Source organism: Planococcus sp. APC 3906, from assembly GCF_030407685.1.
In the GTDB taxonomy this organism is placed as follows: Bacteria; Bacillota; Bacilli; order Bacillales_A; family Planococcaceae; genus Planococcus; species Planococcus koreensis.
Window position 1 is genome coordinate 1 of record NZ_JASDCW010000005.1, and the last position, 17257, is coordinate 17257.

The following is a 17257-nucleotide window of genomic DNA, read 5'->3' on the forward strand; positions in this document are numbered from 1 at the left end:
ACTAAAGAAAAGCAGAATACCGCTCCAAGGAACGTTGATTCCCTGAAGCGGTATTTTATATAGTTTAGATTTTAATCCAACTCCACTTTCTTTATGTGGTGCTTTTTTCGGATTTTGAAGAATGCATAAGTTTCGATATTTTAATATAGCCTTTGAACGCATAATAGCCTACGATAGCACCCATCGTATTTAAAAGAATATCATCCACATCAAACTGGCCGACTTGCAGAAAGAACTGCGAAAGTTCAACCACGGCCGTTATAGTGAAGCCAAGCATGGCGACTTTAGCGGCGCTTTGAAAGCGTTTAAACAACAGGGCCAGGAAAATTCCTAATGGAATAAAAATGGCTATATTTCCTAATGTATTCTGAAGAACAATATCCAAATTGAAATGTTGTGACTCTATTATATAATGATATGTATTTTTGAACGGAATGATATTGGAGTTTAAACTCCATGTTTTTGCACTGAAGAAATCGTCTGAATGGTATATAAAAAAATAACGGTTGTATGGATCTTGATTTATCAAGCGATCCAGCAGCCTAACTATAAGCAACTGCCATAGAACAACGGCGGAATATAATCCAAAAAATACCCATCCTGCCTTATGAAGAAAATTCTTCTGGGGCACTATGGAATCTTGCAGGCCTGAGCTGATCGTTTCGACCTCACCGAATTCTCGTAAAGCCCGTTTAACTGCTTGCTCTTGAGTAAAACCTTTTTCTTCATACTCAAGAACCAACATGGATAAATGACCAGCCAATTCTTCCGTTATATCTTGTTTTTCTTTATCACTGCAATTTAATCCCTTTACGATTCGTTCAAGATAGGCGTTGATGTCTTGTCCCATAGTTTCCCCTCCGTAGACCTATTGATCAGCTCGCTGACTTTTTTCCATTCTTTCAGTTTTCGATCAAGCTCTTTTGTTCCGCCTTTTGTAATTCGATAATATTTCCGCCTTGTCCCTGTAACTGATTCTTCCCAATACGATTCGAGAAAATTCTTTGTTTCCAATCTTTTTAAAGCAGGGTATAACGTGCCCTCGCTCATACTGTAAAGTTCTTCGCTGCTTTCTTTTAATTCCTTGACCATTTCATAGCCATACATATCCCGTTTGTTCATTAACGAAAGAAGCAAAATATCAATGCTCCCTTTCATAATTTCCTTATCCATCAACTCACCCTTTCGTTCACTTCTTTATTACATCGTATAACAATGTACATCGTTTTACAACGCCCTATGGATTAAATTCACTTTAAATGAAAAAACGTTCGCAAAAGTGCAAGCGCACTTTACGAACGTTCTTCTTTTTACTTATACTTCCACGGACTCCATTAAGAGTGTTTCAACTATAAAAGCGAAGTTAAGAAACTGTTTTTAAAAGGATCTTATTTTCTTTAAAACCGCTTGCTCCTCAAGCTCTCTCATCACCGCTGCCACTTCATCCGCCCGAATCGGCTCCTCTTTCAACACATGAATCGTTTCGCCTTCCCGAACCGACTGGACGGCAATGTCATCGATCCAGCGGCTTGGTATGCCCAGATCCTTGAGTGACGCCGGCAACCCGATTTTTTGATAGAAGCCTTTCAACTCCTCCGCTTCTGCCGCTTTGCCTTCCAGCAGCAATTGCACGAGCACGCCGTATGCCACTTTGTCGCCGTGCAGCGCCTTGTGCGATTCGGGTGCGATGGTCATGGCGTTGTGGATGGCATGCGCACCTGCAACGCGGCCGTATTTATCGCCGAATCCGCCGACCATGCCGCCAAGCATGATGATCGTTTCGGCCACTTTAATGAATGCATTGGACAGCTTTCGCTGCTTGGCATCGGCAATGGCGGCTTCCGCATGTTCAAACATTTCATCCGCACAGAGTTTCGCAGTGTGATGGGCGATCTTCAAGGCGATCGGCGGGTCTTCGAAGCGGCTGATCTGGACGTCCGCCTCGAACCATTTCGCGATGGTGTCGCCAATTCCGGCGACGAGCATCGCAACCGGTGCATCAATCAAGACCCGGGGTTCGACCAAAAGCAAGTCGACGCTTCCGGGGAAGACCGTGTAATGGGTCATCGTCCCTTCTTCTGTGTAGATGACGCTGAGCGGGGTCCACGGTGCGCAATTCGATGCCAGCGTCGGAATCAGCACCGACTGGATGCCAGTTTCGTGAGCGACGCCTTTCGCGATATCCAGGACTTTCCCGCCGCCAGCTCCAATGATTGCATCGGCTCCTAATGACTGAGCGATTTCAGCAACTCGGTCGATTTCCGCGAGCGAACTTTCGCCCCGGTACAGTTCAAATGCAGCTTCGACTCCATCCAGGTCTGGAAAAAAGGGGCGCAGCGCTTGCCACGATTTCGTACCGGTCAGGATCAGCACTTTCTTGATCTTCCTCTTTATCAATTTATCTTCGAGCCAGTCGAGCACACCAGCATTGCAGCTATATTCAGCCGGTGCGCCTTTTACGATGATTTCTTCCATGCTGTCCCCTCCTTGATTAGCGGGATTCCATCCATTCCGGTTTGCCGAAGCCTTCGAAATCGGAATCGATCAACGCTTCAAATTCCGGGGACTCCACGATTTCCACCAAGTCTTTCGCTAATTGCGTGTCTTTGTTTTCTGTCTTGACCGCAACCAAATTGCGGTATTGGTCCGGCATGTCCTCTAGCACCAACGCATCCAGCAGATCCATTTCGGCTGCCAGTGCAAAGTTTCCTGGAACAGCTGCCAAGTCCGAGCTTTCAACGGCACGCGGCAAGCCGCCTGCTTCGATTGGCTGGAACACGAGGTTTTTCGTGTTTTCAGCGATGTCTTTTTCAGAAACCGTCAATTCTTCCGCTGCCGGATCCAACGTGATCAAGCCGTGGTCCTGCAACACCAGGAACGTCCGTGCCGCGTTGACCGGGTCGTTCGGGATGGCGATCGTTGCGCCGTCTTTGATTTCTTCGATTGATGTAAATTCGTTGGAATAAATGCCCATTGGTGCTGTTGGCACAGTGATTAAACCTGTCAGGTCCATGCCGTTTTCTTTCGAGAAGTTTTCCAGGTAAATCGAGTGCTGGAACAAGTTGGCATCGAGGTCGCCGTTGTCCAAGGCGTTATTCGGCTGAATGTAATCGCTGAATTCCACGATTTCCACTTCGTAGCCTTTTTCTTCAAGAGCTGGTTTGAATGCTTCGTTCAGCATGTCGCTATAAGGGCCGGCCGTTCCGCCGAGTTTGATGGATTTGCTGTCGTCGGTGTTCGATTCTTCACCACCGCCGCAAGCGGTAAGCAAGGCAAGCAGGACGAGCAGGATAGCTGGTAAGATGATTTTTTTCATGTGGGTTTCTCTCCTTTTATTATCGTTTATCTATTGCTTTGGACGTCCAGTCTCCAAGTTGCTGAAGAATTTGGACGAGAACGATCAAGATGACGACGGTGACGATCATGATGGTATTGTCGTAGCGGTAATAACCGAAGCGGATCGCCAAATCGCCGATGCCGCCCCCGCCGACGACTCCCGCCATCGCGGAATAGGCGACCAACGAGATGATGGTGATCGTGACGCCTTGGATGATGCCCGGCTTCGCTTCCGGCAACAACACATCTTTGATGATCATCCACGGCGTGGCGCCGACCGCAACTGCCGCTTCAATGACGCCTTTGTCGATTTCCCGCAGCGAGGTTTCAACGATGCGGGCAAAAAACGGGATGGCAGCGACCGATAGCGATACGCTTGCTGCCGCTGGTCCGATTGTCGAGTCCACCAATAGCTTCGTCAATGGAATCAATGCGACGAGCAGGATGATGAACGGAATCGACCGCACCATGTTGACGATAAAGCCGAGAATCGACTTGATTGCCCGGTTTTCCAGAAACAAGCCTTTGTCGGTGACGAACAGCACGATGCCGAGCGGCAAGCCGACGACAATGGCAATCGCGAGCGACACGCCGATCATGTATAAGGTTTCGCCGAACGCTTTGGAAATATCCGGCCATAATTCGATCATATGCTGAAAATCAAAGCCCATTTTGAATCACCTCCACTTTTGCGCCACGGCCTTCCATATACGTAATGGCCCTCCGGATGTTGTCGGGATGCCCTTCAATCTCCATCAAGAACAAACCGAGCGGCTTTTCCTGTATATATTCAATCGTGCCGTGGAGAAAATTCCCTTTGACGTCAAAATGCTGGACGGTATCGGTGATGACGCCTTCTCCGGCCACCGCTCCCTTGAACTGCACTTTGATGATGCTGCCTGTACACGCATCGAGAATCGGCTGCGGCACATCAAACGACACGACCGAAGAAATGAACTCTTTCGTCAAATCGGTTTTGGGATCTGAGAAGATGTCGTAGACTTCCCCTTCCTCGATGACCTTGCCGTCCTGCATGACCGCCATGCGGTCGCAGATTTCTTTGACGACGTTCATTTCGTGGGTGATGAGGACAATCGTGATATTCAGTTCCCGGTTGATCTTTTTCAACAGCCGCAGGATCGACAGCGTCGTGTTCGGGTCCAGCGCGGATGTCGCTTCGTCGCAAAGCAGGACCGACGGGTTGTTCGCCAGCGCCCGTGCAATGCCGACGCGCTGCTTTTGCCCGCCGCTCAGCTGTGCCGGATAAACGTCTTTCTTATCCGCCAGCCCGACCATGTCCAGCAGTTCGTCAACCCGTTTCGCCGACTCTTCTTTTGGCCGCTTCGCCGCTTTCAGCGCAAATGCGACGTTTTCGCCGACCGTCTTTTGGCTGATCAAATAGAAATGCTGGAAGATCATGCCGATTTTCAGCCGCGCCTGGCGCAGCTTTTCGCCGCGAAGATGGGTCAGGTTCAAGCCGTCAACTTCAATATCGCCGCTTGTCGGCTGTTCCAATAAATTCATGCAGCGCAGCAGCGAGCTTTTCCCTGCTCCCGAGTAGCCGACGATGCCGAAAATTTCGCCTTCGTTGATGGCCAGCGTGACGTTGTCGACGCCGGTCACCAGGCCATTTTTTGTTTTGTAGTCTTTTGATAAGTTCTGTATGCGGATCATGATGGCCCTCCTCTTTCCTGCCAATAAAAAAGTGCCCCTTTCATAGAGAAAGAAGCACCGTAAATGGAATTGGTTTATCTTTCAGAATGAAATCATTCTGCAGGATTTAGCACCTTCCCAGCTCGTGCTGGGGGTTGCTGGACGTCATCGGGCCTGTCCCTCGGTCTCTCTTGATAATGTTCCATATGAAGTTGTGTGTTGGCTTGGATTCAATAGTAAAGGACATTCCAAATGCTGTCAAACCTTTTTTGGCAAAGAAATTGATTTTTTGAAATTGTTGGAGCTGTTTCGAGGAGAGGTACTATTCATATTAGGTGGTATTCAAAACCATTAAGGGGCAAATCCATAATAGAAAAAGAAGTGCGCGTAAACACCAAATACTGAAATCACTAAACATAGAAAAACAAACAAAATCATCATGATTATTTTCGACGCTTTTCCAATTGCTAGTTTCTGAATCCCCTTATAAGTATGAATGCACAACGCCGCCACCAGCGGGATCATCAACAAGAAATAAAAAACGAAGATGCCATTTGCAAACACATCAAAGTAATCCCGATCCACACTTTCAGCCGTTCTAAAATAATGTGTAAACCAAACATATGAAATGAGAAAAGCCGATTGCATCACCACCGCATAAATGAACAAAGGAATTCGGTATCTCCCCAGATTGCTCAGCTTCCAAAAAACAAAACAATACATGATCGCTGCAATTATCCCTGTATATAAATTATACGGATAAAAAATACAATCACCTTCCTGAGCTCTGATTTCTTTCAACTTCAATCATACCAATAATACCCATAAATTCAATTTCCCCTTAACTGCAGGCTGCTTTAAACACTCCAATTTAATCACATTATTTGGAATTATATGTTAAAGTCAAGCTATAGAATCTGTAATGACAGCGGAGGTGAATGATCCTGTATGCAATTGAATCATCGTTTTGGTTAAAGCTGTTCTTTTTAATTGCCGTTATGTCTTTAGCGATGTTCCTATTCAATGCACTCATGCGCAAACTCTTGAAAGTGGAGCGGCCAAAAGCGTTCTCCCATAACCATGTGAACGATACACACAAGAAAATCGACTGGAGCATCCGGATTTTGTTCATTTTCCTGATGCTGATCGGCGGTTTTATCAATGCAACAAGGCTTGATGAAGAGACTTATTTGTTCTTGGAAACCTGGTTCCTATTGTTTGTACTGGTCTTCATCACTGAAACAATCCGGGCGGTCATGGAGCGGAAATATGCGAAGAATCCGAATGCCTATCTTTATACCGTCTCACAAATGGTTTTCGCCACGCTTCTTGTGATTGTCGTATTTTCCACTGATTTTTTCGGTATCTTTTAACTTTCCGTTGCAAGCACATCCATTTTCAGCAATTCCGCTTCCACCTAAAAAATCCATTCCATTGGACCAGTTGTCCTCGGGAATGGATTTTTTAGCTGCTCTTTTTCTAAAGGCGTGTATTTATTGATCCCCTATATTCCGCAGCAAGAAAACCAACGCAATGGAACAGCCTAACGTCAATGTGATCCACAACGGAATAAACGGATCTAACACTCCTATATTCCGGTAACTGATCACCGTCATGATGATTAACGCCAATCCATAAGCTGTGGCTTTTACGAGCACCACCGAACCCACTACCGGTCCCCAGCGGTTTTTTCGCCATAACAATAGACCGCCAACAATCATGGAAGGGGTTAACAGCGTCAAATCGACAGCAAACACCACCGCCGTTGGATGATCCGTTTGCAAAATGCTTTCGTGCACCTGCCCGGTAAAGACAAAACTGAGCGACAATGCAATCCACATGCCCCCGAGCAATGCCGCAAACATCAACATAAATACGCTTACGGTTTTATACGGGAGCTTTTCACTGAAGCTTCGACTCCATTCCTGCACATCGGTTTGGAGCAACGCCAAAACAAGTGCGTATATTGAAAACACGAACAACGCTGCGTAGAGCAAAAAGAACACATTAAAGACAGCGCCGAAAAGATAGAACATGTAGTTGTAGATCATATACCACAACGATCCCATCCAGAAGAGCCGGCCTCTTTTAGAAGCACGCAACGAATAAAACAGCGAAACCAGCAGCATGGGCACCATGAGAAACAAAGTCACAAGATCGTTGCCTTGCCAAGCAGCAACAACGAGCTCATTGTCCCGGTAAAGCCCTTCAACGAACAGCCCGCCCCAAGAGGAAATACCAGCCATCAACGCGATCAACACCGAAACGAGCAGCAGGGTTTTATGTTTCATTTTCAGCATCCGAATTTCCTCCCTTTGCCAGAACCGCTAAACTAATTGTTCTTTATCGTTAGACGGATTTAATGTGGAGGTTTTCATGTTTTTGTTATTACCAATCCTACTACAATTAAGATAGCCTTACTCAGAAAGTTTCAATCAGTTTTTTTTTCAGCAGCAGATAAGTATGTTCTCACAAAAATACACCCTCATCATTCAGATTTTGGATGTGCATTTTATATGGAGTTTAACAAGAAATAAGGTGGGTAGAAATTTGTATAGCCCTTAAAATTCCTTTCAACTATTTCACTGCAAATATCAAGGCAGGACAACTTTATTTTGCTTCACCCTTATGCCTTAAGGCAAAAGATGGAATTTCCTCCAGAAGAGCATAAATTTTAACGTTGGAAAGGAGAAATCCAATGAAAGAACAACCGCTGATAGATTCCCCACTTCAACCGAAGACATATCGAGACCGGTTATTGGTAATCATCCTGTTAGCCATACCCGCAGTAATAGATAATTTTTTTCAGACATTATTGGGTTTTGTGGATACATACTTTGTTTCTCAAATCAGTCTGGCGGCCGTTTCAGCAGTGGGCATTACAAATGCAATTCTCGCCGTTTACTTTGCTCTTTTTATGGCGATCGGTGTTGCAGCCAATGTCCGAATTGCTAACTTTTTAGGTGCCAACCAGCCAGAAAAAGCAAGGCATATCTCACAACAATCCATTATTCTAGCTGTTCTTTTTGGTCTCCTTACGGGCTTGGCGACTTTGGTTTTCGCTGAACCGCTGCTTCGCCTCATGGGTATTGAGGAAGAAGTGCTTGAATTAGGTGCGTTGTATTTTCGGATTGTCGGAATTCCTTCCGTAGTCATGTCGCTGATGTTCGTCATGAGTGCCATTCTGCGGGGGGCTGGCGACACGAAAACCCCCATGAAAATTAGTATCGTAATTAATGTTTTGAATGCAATTCTCGATTATGTATTAATATTCGGCTTCCTATTCATTCCTGAACTGGGCATTGCCGGAGCCGCAATGGCGACAGTAATTTCCCGGTTAATAGGAAGTATAGCTCTCATTTATTATGTCAACAAAGAAAAAGCACTTGCATTCAGAAGGGATTATTGGCATCTAGCTAAAGACCATTTGTTGGAACTTTCCACCCTAGGAGCCCCTGCTGCAGGGGAACGGCTGGTTATGAGAGCCGGCCAAATCGTTTATTTTGGTTTTGTTGTCGCCCTTGGAACTAATGCTTTTGCAGCACACCAAATCGCCGGAAATGTGGAAGTGTTTTCTTACATGATCGGATATGGCTTTGCTACAGCCGCAACTATTCTCGTGGGTCAACAAGTCGGCGCCGGCAACCTGGATGAAGCAAAAAAATATGCGAAGCTTTCTACTCAATTCACGGTTGTATGCATGACGCTGTTAGGTGCGATTTTGTTCTTCTTTGGAGAATGGGCCGCTTCCTTCTTTACAGAAGACCCTGAAGTAATCAGTGACATTGGGGTTGCTTTGAAAATATCAGGGATATTCCAACCTTTTCTTGCTGTTTTAATGGTTTTGACTGGGGCCTTCCAAGGCGCAAACAATACCAAATTCCCAATGTACTTGACCGCTTTTGGCATGTGGGCTATTCGTACGTTGCTTGTTTACTTATTAGGAATACAACTTGGCTGGGGGCTGGCTGGCGTCTGGATTGCTATTGGCATCGATATTGCTTTTCGTGCAGTAGTGCTGGTGATTCAATTCGAGCGAGGGAAATGGATGGCGCTTGAAAAAGCTCCTGATCCCGAATCACTATGCGACCCTCAAACTACCAAGGAAAATCTGTCTAGAAATTCTAATAACTATTAAAAAAGGAGGCGTTTCTTTTGAAACACGAACATTCTCACCATCATCAAAAAAATGAGGAAAAATCTGAAGTAGTTGTTAACGCGGCCTACACTTCGGGAAAGGTTACCATTAAAGTTCGAGATAAAAATAACAAGTCAGTACCCTTAGCAAAAAGCCATGGGAAAAAAATGCACCTTGTAATTATTAGAGCAGATTTGGAAACCTTTCTACATGCCCACCCTATCGAAAACCACTCTGAAGATTTTGAAGCCGCACTAGAGCTGCTTCCGGGGCAGTATGTGGCTTTTGTAGACATCAATCCTGTTGATATGGCTTATGTCATTGAACCCCTTTCAATAACCGTTGGTGAGGCAACCGCCCTCCCGCCAATCGATTGGGGAATTCTAGAAGAAAGCGATAGCTCGACAAAAGAGGCAAAAGGAAAAACCGTTACGTTTCAACATCCCGAATTGGTTGTAGGGGAACCGGCCACTTTAACTTTCGATTTAAACGGAGAACGTCCTCTTCCATATTTAGGAGCGTTAGGACATGTTGTTGTAGTAGATGAGCAAGGAACCCGATTCATCCACGTCCACCCGGTTTCTGAAGATCAAACCGTATTTGAAGCTCAGTTTCCATCTCCTGGATTTTATAAACTATGGGTAGAATTTAAATTTGCCGATACCGGCGTTATTGATTTCCCATTTATCGTAAAAGTTGCTGAAAGAAGCTAACTTTAGAAAAGTGAATGAAGAACAAAAAGAGAAGCCTCTTATTTCAGTCGGCACTAAAATCGTATTGGCGCTTTTACTTTAGTCGGTTTGCAATTACAGCCGGACTAGCCGATGAATAATGCGCAGATGAGCAGCAAAAAGGCGCGAATCAAGGCATGTTTGGAATAATTCACCTCTCTCATATTCACGGCATCCAGTTCAAGAATATTTCATCTGATGGCATGGATCTCTCTAACCCAACGAACAAGGGGTTGAGGACAGCGTGAAGGTCCAAATTTATTTGGAGCATGGAGATAATGGCATGATGAGACAAATTGAAATGTATTAGTACCTAAGAGGCAGATAGCGAAATTCGCTGCTGCCTTTTTCTTTTAAAACCTAAAATAGTGAATTCTTTATTTCCTGAAATAAATATTTGAATCAGTGATTTTCACTTATATTTCACTTTCGCGCTTTATAGTTAGGCTAAGCTAACAACTTCTTTCTAGAAGGGTTTCGAAACTCGAATCTATTTTTATCATTATTTCTTTAGCGTATTAGTTCTGTTATAGACTCCTGCCGATTTACTACTCAAAGGATGATAGTTGTTCCATCACACGGTTCTCCATTTTTTCTACATAACTTAACGCTATAGTAAATTATTATATAATTTGAACGGAGGATGGACGATGAAACTGGAAATCTTACAACCTACTGTCGATCAAAAATACATTCTTCGAAATTTGATGGAGTTGTACCAATATGATTTTTCAGAATTTGAAAATGAAGATGTAAATGAAGATGGTGTATACGGATATAGGCATTTGAACAATTACTGGACTACTCCCGGCCACTTTCCATTTCTGATTAAAGTTGATGGGAACCTGGCAGGATTTGCATTGGTAAGAGAAATCGCTTCATCGGACACACATAGTTCATCCTATTTTAAAATTTGCGAGTTTTTCATTATGAAAAAATACCGGAAAGAGGGCATTGGTAAAAAATCTGCATTTTATTTATTCGATTTCTTCCCTGGCGCTTGGGAAGTCGCGGAAATTGAGACTAATCTTCCCGCACAAAGATTTTGGCGGAAAGTTATTTCTGAGTATACCGACAACAACTTCCTAGAAGTCCAAAAAGATAATTGGCATGGCCCGATTCAGTTATTTACATCCCAAAAGCACCTTTGCCCCACCCGATAAAAATTTGATGAAACAAAATCATAAAATTCCATAATGCATAATTCACTTTTTTGCTTTCACTTATTCTGACAAGAGAGAATCAAAAATCAGTGAATAACCAGCAAAGATATTTGAATTGAGCATATCGATTTTAAATAATGATTAGACTTACTTCGATTTGGCTGAAAATAACCTCCAAACTTAGGAATAGATGCTGCAATAACAAAAGCACCGCCTTTTAATTGGCGGTGCTTTTGCTGTCTTTATAAAATAAGATGTACTGCAAACTCGAAGATCAAGAACTTTCCACATCCATAATGTGAATTGCAAATATACCCTGATGCCATTATAGGGATATTAAATACTCGCGCTCTTGTGCTGTAATCTCAAAAACTTCAGTAACGTTTTCATCTTTCAAGAAATACTGCTCATACCAAACGCAAAAGCTATAAATTGTCCATATATATCGTGCATAGTTTTCTTCATTCTGATAATGCTGCTCCAGATAGCCCAATAGTTTAGGCTGATCAAAGAACTCTTTTACATAACCTTGCTGAAATGTTGATTGAATTTTTTTGTAATACTTTTCTTCTCTTATCCAATGGCGAATAGGAACGGGAAACCCCAGTTTTTTTCGTTTTGCCCAATCTTCCGGAAGATTTCTTATGGCAGCATCTCGCAAAGCGACTTTGGACTTCCCGTAATCGACTCTCATATTTTCAGGCAGCTGTTTTGCGGTTTCAAAAACTTTCTTGTCAAGGAAAGGTACCCGCAATTCAATCGAGTGGGCCATGCTCATCTTATCCGCTTTAAGAAGAATAGCTCGAGGCAACCACAGCTCCAAGTCCAGCGTCTGCATTTTATCGGTTTCGGAATGATAATCCATGTTTAAATAATATGGATTTACAACCTCTTGAACAGAAGGGCCAATTTGATATCCCTCTTTAAGAATGCCCAGTGCATCTTTTTCGCTCCAAACCATTGCATGGCCGATAAAGCGTTCTTCAATAGGCTGAATCGCCTTCTGGAAGAATTTTCTGAATGGATTCGCCGGTGGCAATACGTTAGAGAATTGTGCTGCTGAATGTTGGATGGCTTTTGGCAGCTTCCGGTATTGCTTCAGTTTTTTTGATGGCTGATACCATTCATAGCCCCCGAAAAGCTCATCTGCCCCTTCTCCTGAAAGAATCACGGTGACTTCCTTACTTGCCATTTCATTTAAAAAGTATAAAGGAATAATGGAAGGATCGGAATGTGGTTCATCCATATGCCACTGAATCGCTGGGAAAACATCAAAACTCTCTTGTGCACTGACATACCGCTGCTTTATTTCAACGTCCAACTGCCCTGCTAGATCTATAGCAAGTTTAGTCTCGTCAAACATCTCTTCATATTCTTTGAACCCAATCGTAAATGCCTTTTGTGGTTTAAGCAAAGACGTGATATAGCTGGAATCAATTCCCCCGGATAAAAATGACCCCACTGGAACATCACTGACTCGATGTACTTCTACAGATTCAGCAACGGCTTCTTGGATATCCCTGATATATTCCGCATAGCTTTTTTTCTGTTCTTTGAACTCTCTGGAAAAATACGGAACAGTCCGAAAGTCTTCATCTTTTTCTCTTACCATATAGGTTCCAGGATGAACACGATACACACCTTTGAAAAATGTTTCGTCCAAAACAGAGTACTGGAAAGTTAAATAAGGCTTTAAGGCTCGCTTATTCAATTCCTTTACAAATCCAGGATGCTTCAGGAATGATTTGATTTCAGAGCCAAAAAGATAAGATTCATCGAGTAACTTCGTGTAATAGAGGGGTTTAATGCCGAATGGATCCCTCGCTACAATGAATTTTTCGTTCGGTTTGTCCCATATAAGAAATGCAAACATACCTCGCAACTTTTCAATAATTTTTTCACCAAAATGCAAGTAGCCTTTTAACAGCACCTCAGTATCAGAAGTCGTAGAAAATTTAAAACCCAATTCCATCAGTTCCGCTCGGATATCACGGTAATTATAAATTTCTCCATTGAATACAAGGATTACCCCTTCATCCACCAAAGGTTGATTGGCTGCACTTCTTAAATCCAAAACGCTTAATCTTGAAAACCCAAGGGATACCTTATCATCGATGTAAGTGGACTGATCGTCCGGTCCTCTGTGAGTAATGGTACCTAGCATTTCTTTCAGTATCTTTTCATTTTTCATTTCTTGGGAACCATGAATACAACCAATAAATCCACACATCTAATATCTCCTCATTTCTGCATCATCTTAAAATGAGTATAGAAATGATTTATGGAGAAGATATGGAGACTGATATTAAAGAACTATTTTACTTCATCTATTACAGGTACATCTGCATCTCTTTGATTATCGATGGTATAGGGAAATTCCACCGTGAAATTAGTTCCTTCGTTTTCTGCACTTTGCATATGGATAGTTCCTGAAAGTTGTTTAACCAGTTCCACTGAAATAGCGAGCCCTAATCCTGTTCCACCAGTCGCACGAGAACGTGATTTGTCCACCCGGTAAAATCTTTCAAATATGAAAGGCTGATCGCTTTTCGGAATTCCTTCGCCGGTATCCATCACGGTAAATTCAATTTTTTGTTCTTTCATAAGGATATAGAGACCTACCTTCCCTTGAGACGTATAGTTTATCGCATTTTCCAACAAGTTGATCAGAATTTGCTCCAGCTTCATGCCATCTGTAAAGAAAGCCTTTGCGCTTAGATCCAAACTGACTTCAATTGAAAGTCCTTTACTAAGAACTTTTAAATTCACTTTTTCAAGCAGCGTATTGATAAAATCTTCTATATCGATTTCTTGAATACTAAGGGTATATTCCCCTTCCTCCATTTTAGAAAGCTCAAACAGTTCCTGAATCAGTTGGGCGAGTCTTGAAGCCTCTCCATCAATAATCGTTGCGTATCGATTGAGTTCCTCCAGAGTCGCGTACTTTTCTTCCTTTATCAATTTCGCATACCCGCTTAAATAGGAAGTAGGCGTTCTCAGTTCATGCGAAATATTCGCCAAAAATTCGCTGCGGTTTTTCCGGTAATTATTCAGCTCAACACTCAAATCATTGATTGCACTACCCAAAGATCCAAGTTCGTCGCGGCTTTTCACATCCACTAATGTATTTAAGTTGCCTTTGGCAATCTCGCGTGTCGCCTTTTCCATTTTTACTAGCGGCCTTGATAAAAACCAGACGATGAAAAATGCATATCCGACTGCAATCAATATAGTCGCGACAATCACTCTTATCAACCAGTCTTTCACTGTATGCATTTTTTCGTGCAGTTCATCGATGGAAGAAAAAATTATGACTCCTCCATCAAATTCGTTATCATCGAAAATCGGTTGCACAACGAAATAGAAATTTTCCTGATTACTTTCATTAAACCTTTCTCCCTCTAATGTTTCCCCATTTCGCAGACGAGACACCCAATTCGATGGAAGATGGAACCCTTGACTGAACCCCATAAAATCTCCATGCGTTATATATCCATCGAAATTGAAAAACAGGACTTTATGGTCAAAAAACAAATCAAGGTGTTCATAAATTTCTTCTGGAGATTGTTCCTTTTCCACCAATTCTACTTCCAGGCTTTCTGCAATGGATTTAACGTTATCATTTAAATAGATGGTATAGACATTAAGCAAAATCTGATCAATCATAAATGCAAAAGGAATCAATATACTTAAGAAAAGAGCCATGATCAACAGGCCAAACTTTAAAACAATTCCGTTACGCTTCATTTTCTGAACCCTTCATCTCAAACTGATAACCGATTCCCCAGACTGTTTTAATAATCGAGCCATCAGATTGAAGTTTTCTGAATTTCAGCCTGATGTTTTTAATATGCGAATCTATGGCCCGAACATCCAGAATTTCCGAGTAATCCCAGGCTAAGAAAAGAATTTCCTCTCGCGTAAAAATTTTGTTTGGAGATCCTGCGAGCAGTTCGATAATGGAATATTCCTTTGAAGTTAGTTCCAGCTTATTTCCGCAAAATATCACTTGCTTATTCAGCTTATTAACGATCAGTTTTTTGTCTTTTGACACAATCCTGGAATTCCTAAAGTCAAAATCATTTGGTTGATTAGTGCGCCTAAGCAGTGCGTCTATCCGCGCCTTCAATTCTTCAAAGTCGAATGGTTTCACCAAATAATCATCAGCGCCAATTTGAAGCCCCTTTACACGGTCTTCAACGGATGACCGAGCCGTCAGCATCAGAATTGGAACGTTGGAAGCTCCCCTAATCTCCTTGCAGACGTCAAATCCATTTATATAAGGAACCATGACGTCCAATATCATCAAATCAAATAGTTCTTGTTTTACGAGTGCCAACGCTTTAGCACCATCATGGACGAAAGCAAGTTCGAATTGGTCTTCCAAATGAATACTGATGAGCTCACACATTAACTTTTCATCTTCAACTACCAATATACTTTTCATTGTATCTTCTCCTCTAAAAATACTTTATGAATTGAAAGCAAACATTCTACTTTTCTCCATGCCAATAATATTCGGTGAACACGTCGGCAAGTGGTTCGGTTATTTGATGATTTCCGAACAAACTGACAGATTTGAATTCCAGTTTTTATCCTTGTTCTTTCACGATAGTAAGAAAAGTCTATTAATTTATAGTAGTAAAAAAAATTGGCATGAGAATAATGCCAACTTTTTTCGGAATCACCTAATATATTGGGCTGGATTTACAGCATTTGAACGTGCACCGTTCCATGGTCCTACATGAATTTCAAAATGCAGATGAGTTCCTGTAGAACGTCCAGTGTTCCCCATTCCACCTACTTGTTGTCCTTGTTCCACAGACTGGCCAACCGATACATTGATGGAACTCATATGAGCGTAAACTGTAGCATGGGTCTGTCCATTAATGGAATGTGCTAGAATCACAACATTCCCATACCCGCCCATGACGCCCGCAAAGGATACATAACCCGCTGCTGATGCCGCGATAGGTGTCCCCGTCACATTAGCAATGTCATATCCCAAATGCGTTTCGGCTCCATCCCCAATGTCTCGGCCGCCAAATCCAGATGTATGCCGGCCTGATGCTGGTCTGATAAAGGGCGAACTTATCGAGGCTGTTGGTGCTGGCTCAATGGATTCGGGCTCTACTTCGGTGCTTACTATGCTTGGAGCCTTTTTCTTTTCAACTTTTTCAGCTGTACTTGCTGCCTTTCGGCCAGCAGCCACACGAGCTTCTTCCGCTTTTTTTTCATTGGTTGCTAGGCGTTGCTTTTCAGCTTCTACTGCTGCTTTGCGCTGGCGTTCTTGTTCGGCTTCAGCTGCTAATTTTCGTTGGCGCTCTTGTTCAGCAATCCTTGCCAATTCAGCAAGACGGGATTGCTCGGCCACGATTTGTTTCTCCAAATCGATACTGATTTCAATTTCTTCTTCAAACCGATTTTCCAATTCCGATTTTGCACTTGCCAATCTTTCCTGCTCCGCTGTCAACTCTTTAACCAATCCATTTTGCTCTTTCTTTTGAGCATCGAGTGAATTTTTAAGTATATTAAGCTCTGTTTGGCGTTCTTTTTGTTCGGCGAGCTTGGTCTCTACTGCAGTTCTTTGCTCTGCTAAAAGCTCTTTGTCTTCAGCTTGTTGCAGCATGATTTCCCGGTCTGCTTCGATTATTGTATTTACAGCAGAAAAACGATCAATAAAGTCAATAAAGCTATTCGCACCAAGTAAGACATCTATGTAATCAACCGATCCGCCACTTAATTGAATCGCACGGGCACGCTCTTTCAGTAATTCCGTTCGTTCCAAAATTTTAAATTCAAGCTCTTCAATTGATTTTTCCAGCTCAGCAATTTCAATTTTTGTTTGATCAATTTCTTCTTGAACACTGGCAACTTTTTGTTCAGTTTCTGTGATCTTGTTATGCAGTACTGAAATTTTCGTCATAATGCGAGTTAATTTCGTTTGGTTTTTGCTGATAGCATTTGTTTTTTCTTTAATCCCGGAATTTAATTCACTTTTGTTCTGTTCAGTATCCTGTTGCTTTTTTTCAAGTTCATTTAATGTATTTGCGCTTGTTGCCGGCAAATACATATTGATGGCCATTACAGTTGAAACACCTGTCACCATCCATTTCGACTTCAAATCCAATTTCAAATTCCCCTTCCAGATGCGCATTCCTTAGTTGTTTTTCTTGAGATTACAGATTTTTCTTCTTAGTTATCAATCAATACTTTCTATGTAGTAAATCCTCATT

The 17257-nt window shown here is 42.7% G+C and carries 16 protein-coding genes and 1 riboswitch; of the genes, 4 read left to right on the forward strand and 12 right to left on the reverse strand.

The window, feature by feature from the left end:
- Positions 1-91: 91 nt before the first annotated feature.
- The 7 genes from QMA09_RS04385 to QMA09_RS04415 form a co-directional block, all read right to left on the reverse strand.
- A complete protein-coding gene (locus QMA09_RS04385; RefSeq protein ID WP_290212154.1) occupies positions 92-850 on the reverse strand; it encodes a VanZ family protein in 759 nt (252 codons plus the stop codon).
- Positions 811-1173 (reverse strand): PadR family transcriptional regulator, encoded by a 363-nt coding sequence (locus QMA09_RS04390; protein ID WP_290212155.1) that lies wholly within the window; start codon positions 1171-1173, stop codon positions 811-813. The genes QMA09_RS04385 and QMA09_RS04390 overlap by 40 nt, the downstream gene beginning before the upstream one ends.
- A 204-nt stretch (positions 1174-1377) precedes the next feature.
- On the reverse strand, positions 1378-2475 hold the full coding sequence (locus tag QMA09_RS04395; RefSeq protein ID WP_290212156.1) for an iron-containing alcohol dehydrogenase family protein: 1098 nt from the start codon (positions 2473-2475) through the stop codon (positions 1378-1380).
- Between the two features lie 16 nt (positions 2476-2491).
- Positions 2492-3316 (reverse strand): MetQ/NlpA family ABC transporter substrate-binding protein, encoded by an 825-nt coding sequence (locus tag QMA09_RS04400; protein WP_290212157.1) that lies wholly within the window; start codon positions 3314-3316, stop codon positions 2492-2494.
- Positions 3317-3335: 19 nt separating this feature from the next.
- Positions 3336-4007: a methionine ABC transporter permease gene (locus QMA09_RS04405; protein WP_290212158.1), complete on the reverse strand. Its 672-nt coding sequence runs from the start codon at positions 4005-4007 to the stop codon at positions 3336-3338.
- On the reverse strand, positions 3997-5010 hold the full coding sequence (locus QMA09_RS04410; RefSeq protein ID WP_290212159.1) for a methionine ABC transporter ATP-binding protein: 1014 nt from the start codon (positions 5008-5010) through the stop codon (positions 3997-3999). Before QMA09_RS04410 ends, QMA09_RS04405 begins: the two co-directional genes overlap by 11 nt.
- Positions 5011-5081: 71 nt before the next feature.
- Positions 5082-5190: riboswitch (SAM riboswitch) on the reverse strand.
- A gap of 150 nt (positions 5191-5340) precedes the next feature.
- Positions 5341-5790, reverse strand: a complete 450-nt coding sequence (locus QMA09_RS04415; RefSeq protein ID WP_290212160.1) for a hypothetical protein — start codon at positions 5788-5790, stop codon at positions 5341-5343.
- A gap of 137 nt (positions 5791-5927) precedes the next feature.
- On the opposite strand from QMA09_RS04415, the gene QMA09_RS04420 reads away from it, so the two are divergent.
- Positions 5928-6362, forward strand: coding sequence for a DUF4181 domain-containing protein (locus QMA09_RS04420; protein WP_290212161.1), 435 nt, complete (start codon positions 5928-5930; stop codon positions 6360-6362).
- Between the two features lie 120 nt (positions 6363-6482).
- Here the strand turns inward: QMA09_RS04420 and QMA09_RS04425 are convergent, their stop codons facing one another.
- Positions 6483-7289: a hypothetical protein gene (locus QMA09_RS04425; RefSeq protein WP_290212162.1), complete on the reverse strand. Its 807-nt coding sequence runs from the start codon at positions 7287-7289 to the stop codon at positions 6483-6485.
- 398 nt (positions 7290-7687) lie between these two features.
- Here QMA09_RS04425 and QMA09_RS04430 point away from each other — a divergent pair, with 398 nt between their 5' ends.
- The 3 genes from QMA09_RS04430 (at position 7688) to QMA09_RS04440 (ending at position 11021) form a co-directional block, all read left to right on the forward strand.
- A complete protein-coding gene (locus QMA09_RS04430) occupies positions 7688-9127 on the forward strand; it encodes an MATE family efflux transporter (RefSeq protein WP_290212163.1) in 1440 nt (479 codons plus the stop codon).
- A 17-nt stretch (positions 9128-9144) separates the two neighbouring features.
- The gene (locus tag QMA09_RS04435; protein WP_290212164.1) at positions 9145-9840 is read left to right on the forward strand and encodes a hypothetical protein; all 696 of its coding nucleotides are present in this window, start codon (positions 9145-9147) and stop codon (positions 9838-9840) included.
- A gap of 668 nt (positions 9841-10508) precedes the next feature.
- The gene (locus QMA09_RS04440; RefSeq protein ID WP_290212165.1) at positions 10509-11021 is read left to right on the forward strand and encodes a GNAT family N-acetyltransferase; all 513 of its coding nucleotides are present in this window, start codon (positions 10509-10511) and stop codon (positions 11019-11021) included.
- A 325-nt stretch (positions 11022-11346) separates the two neighbouring features.
- On the opposite strand, the gene asnB is transcribed toward QMA09_RS04440, so the two are convergent.
- The 4 genes from asnB to QMA09_RS04460 all read right to left on the reverse strand — a co-directional run bounded on the left by asnB (position 11347) and on the right by QMA09_RS04460 (position 17151).
- Positions 11347-13251 (reverse strand): asparagine synthase (glutamine-hydrolyzing), encoded by a 1905-nt coding sequence (asnB, locus tag QMA09_RS04445; RefSeq protein ID WP_290212166.1) that lies wholly within the window; start codon positions 13249-13251, stop codon positions 11347-11349.
- An 83-nt stretch (positions 13252-13334) separates the two neighbouring features.
- Positions 13335-14768 carry a sensor histidine kinase gene (locus QMA09_RS04450; protein ID WP_290212167.1) on the reverse strand — a complete coding sequence of 478 codons (1434 nt, stop codon included), beginning with the start codon at positions 14766-14768 and terminating at the stop codon, positions 13335-13337.
- The gene (locus tag QMA09_RS04455; RefSeq protein WP_290212168.1) at positions 14758-15468 is read right to left on the reverse strand and encodes a response regulator transcription factor; all 711 of its coding nucleotides are present in this window, start codon (positions 15466-15468) and stop codon (positions 14758-14760) included. Before QMA09_RS04455 ends, QMA09_RS04450 begins: the two co-directional genes overlap by 11 nt.
- A gap of 237 nt (positions 15469-15705) precedes the next feature.
- Positions 15706-17151, reverse strand: a complete 1446-nt coding sequence (locus QMA09_RS04460) for a peptidoglycan DD-metalloendopeptidase family protein (RefSeq protein WP_290212169.1) — start codon at positions 17149-17151, stop codon at positions 15706-15708.
- Positions 17152-17257 lie beyond the last annotated feature (106 nt).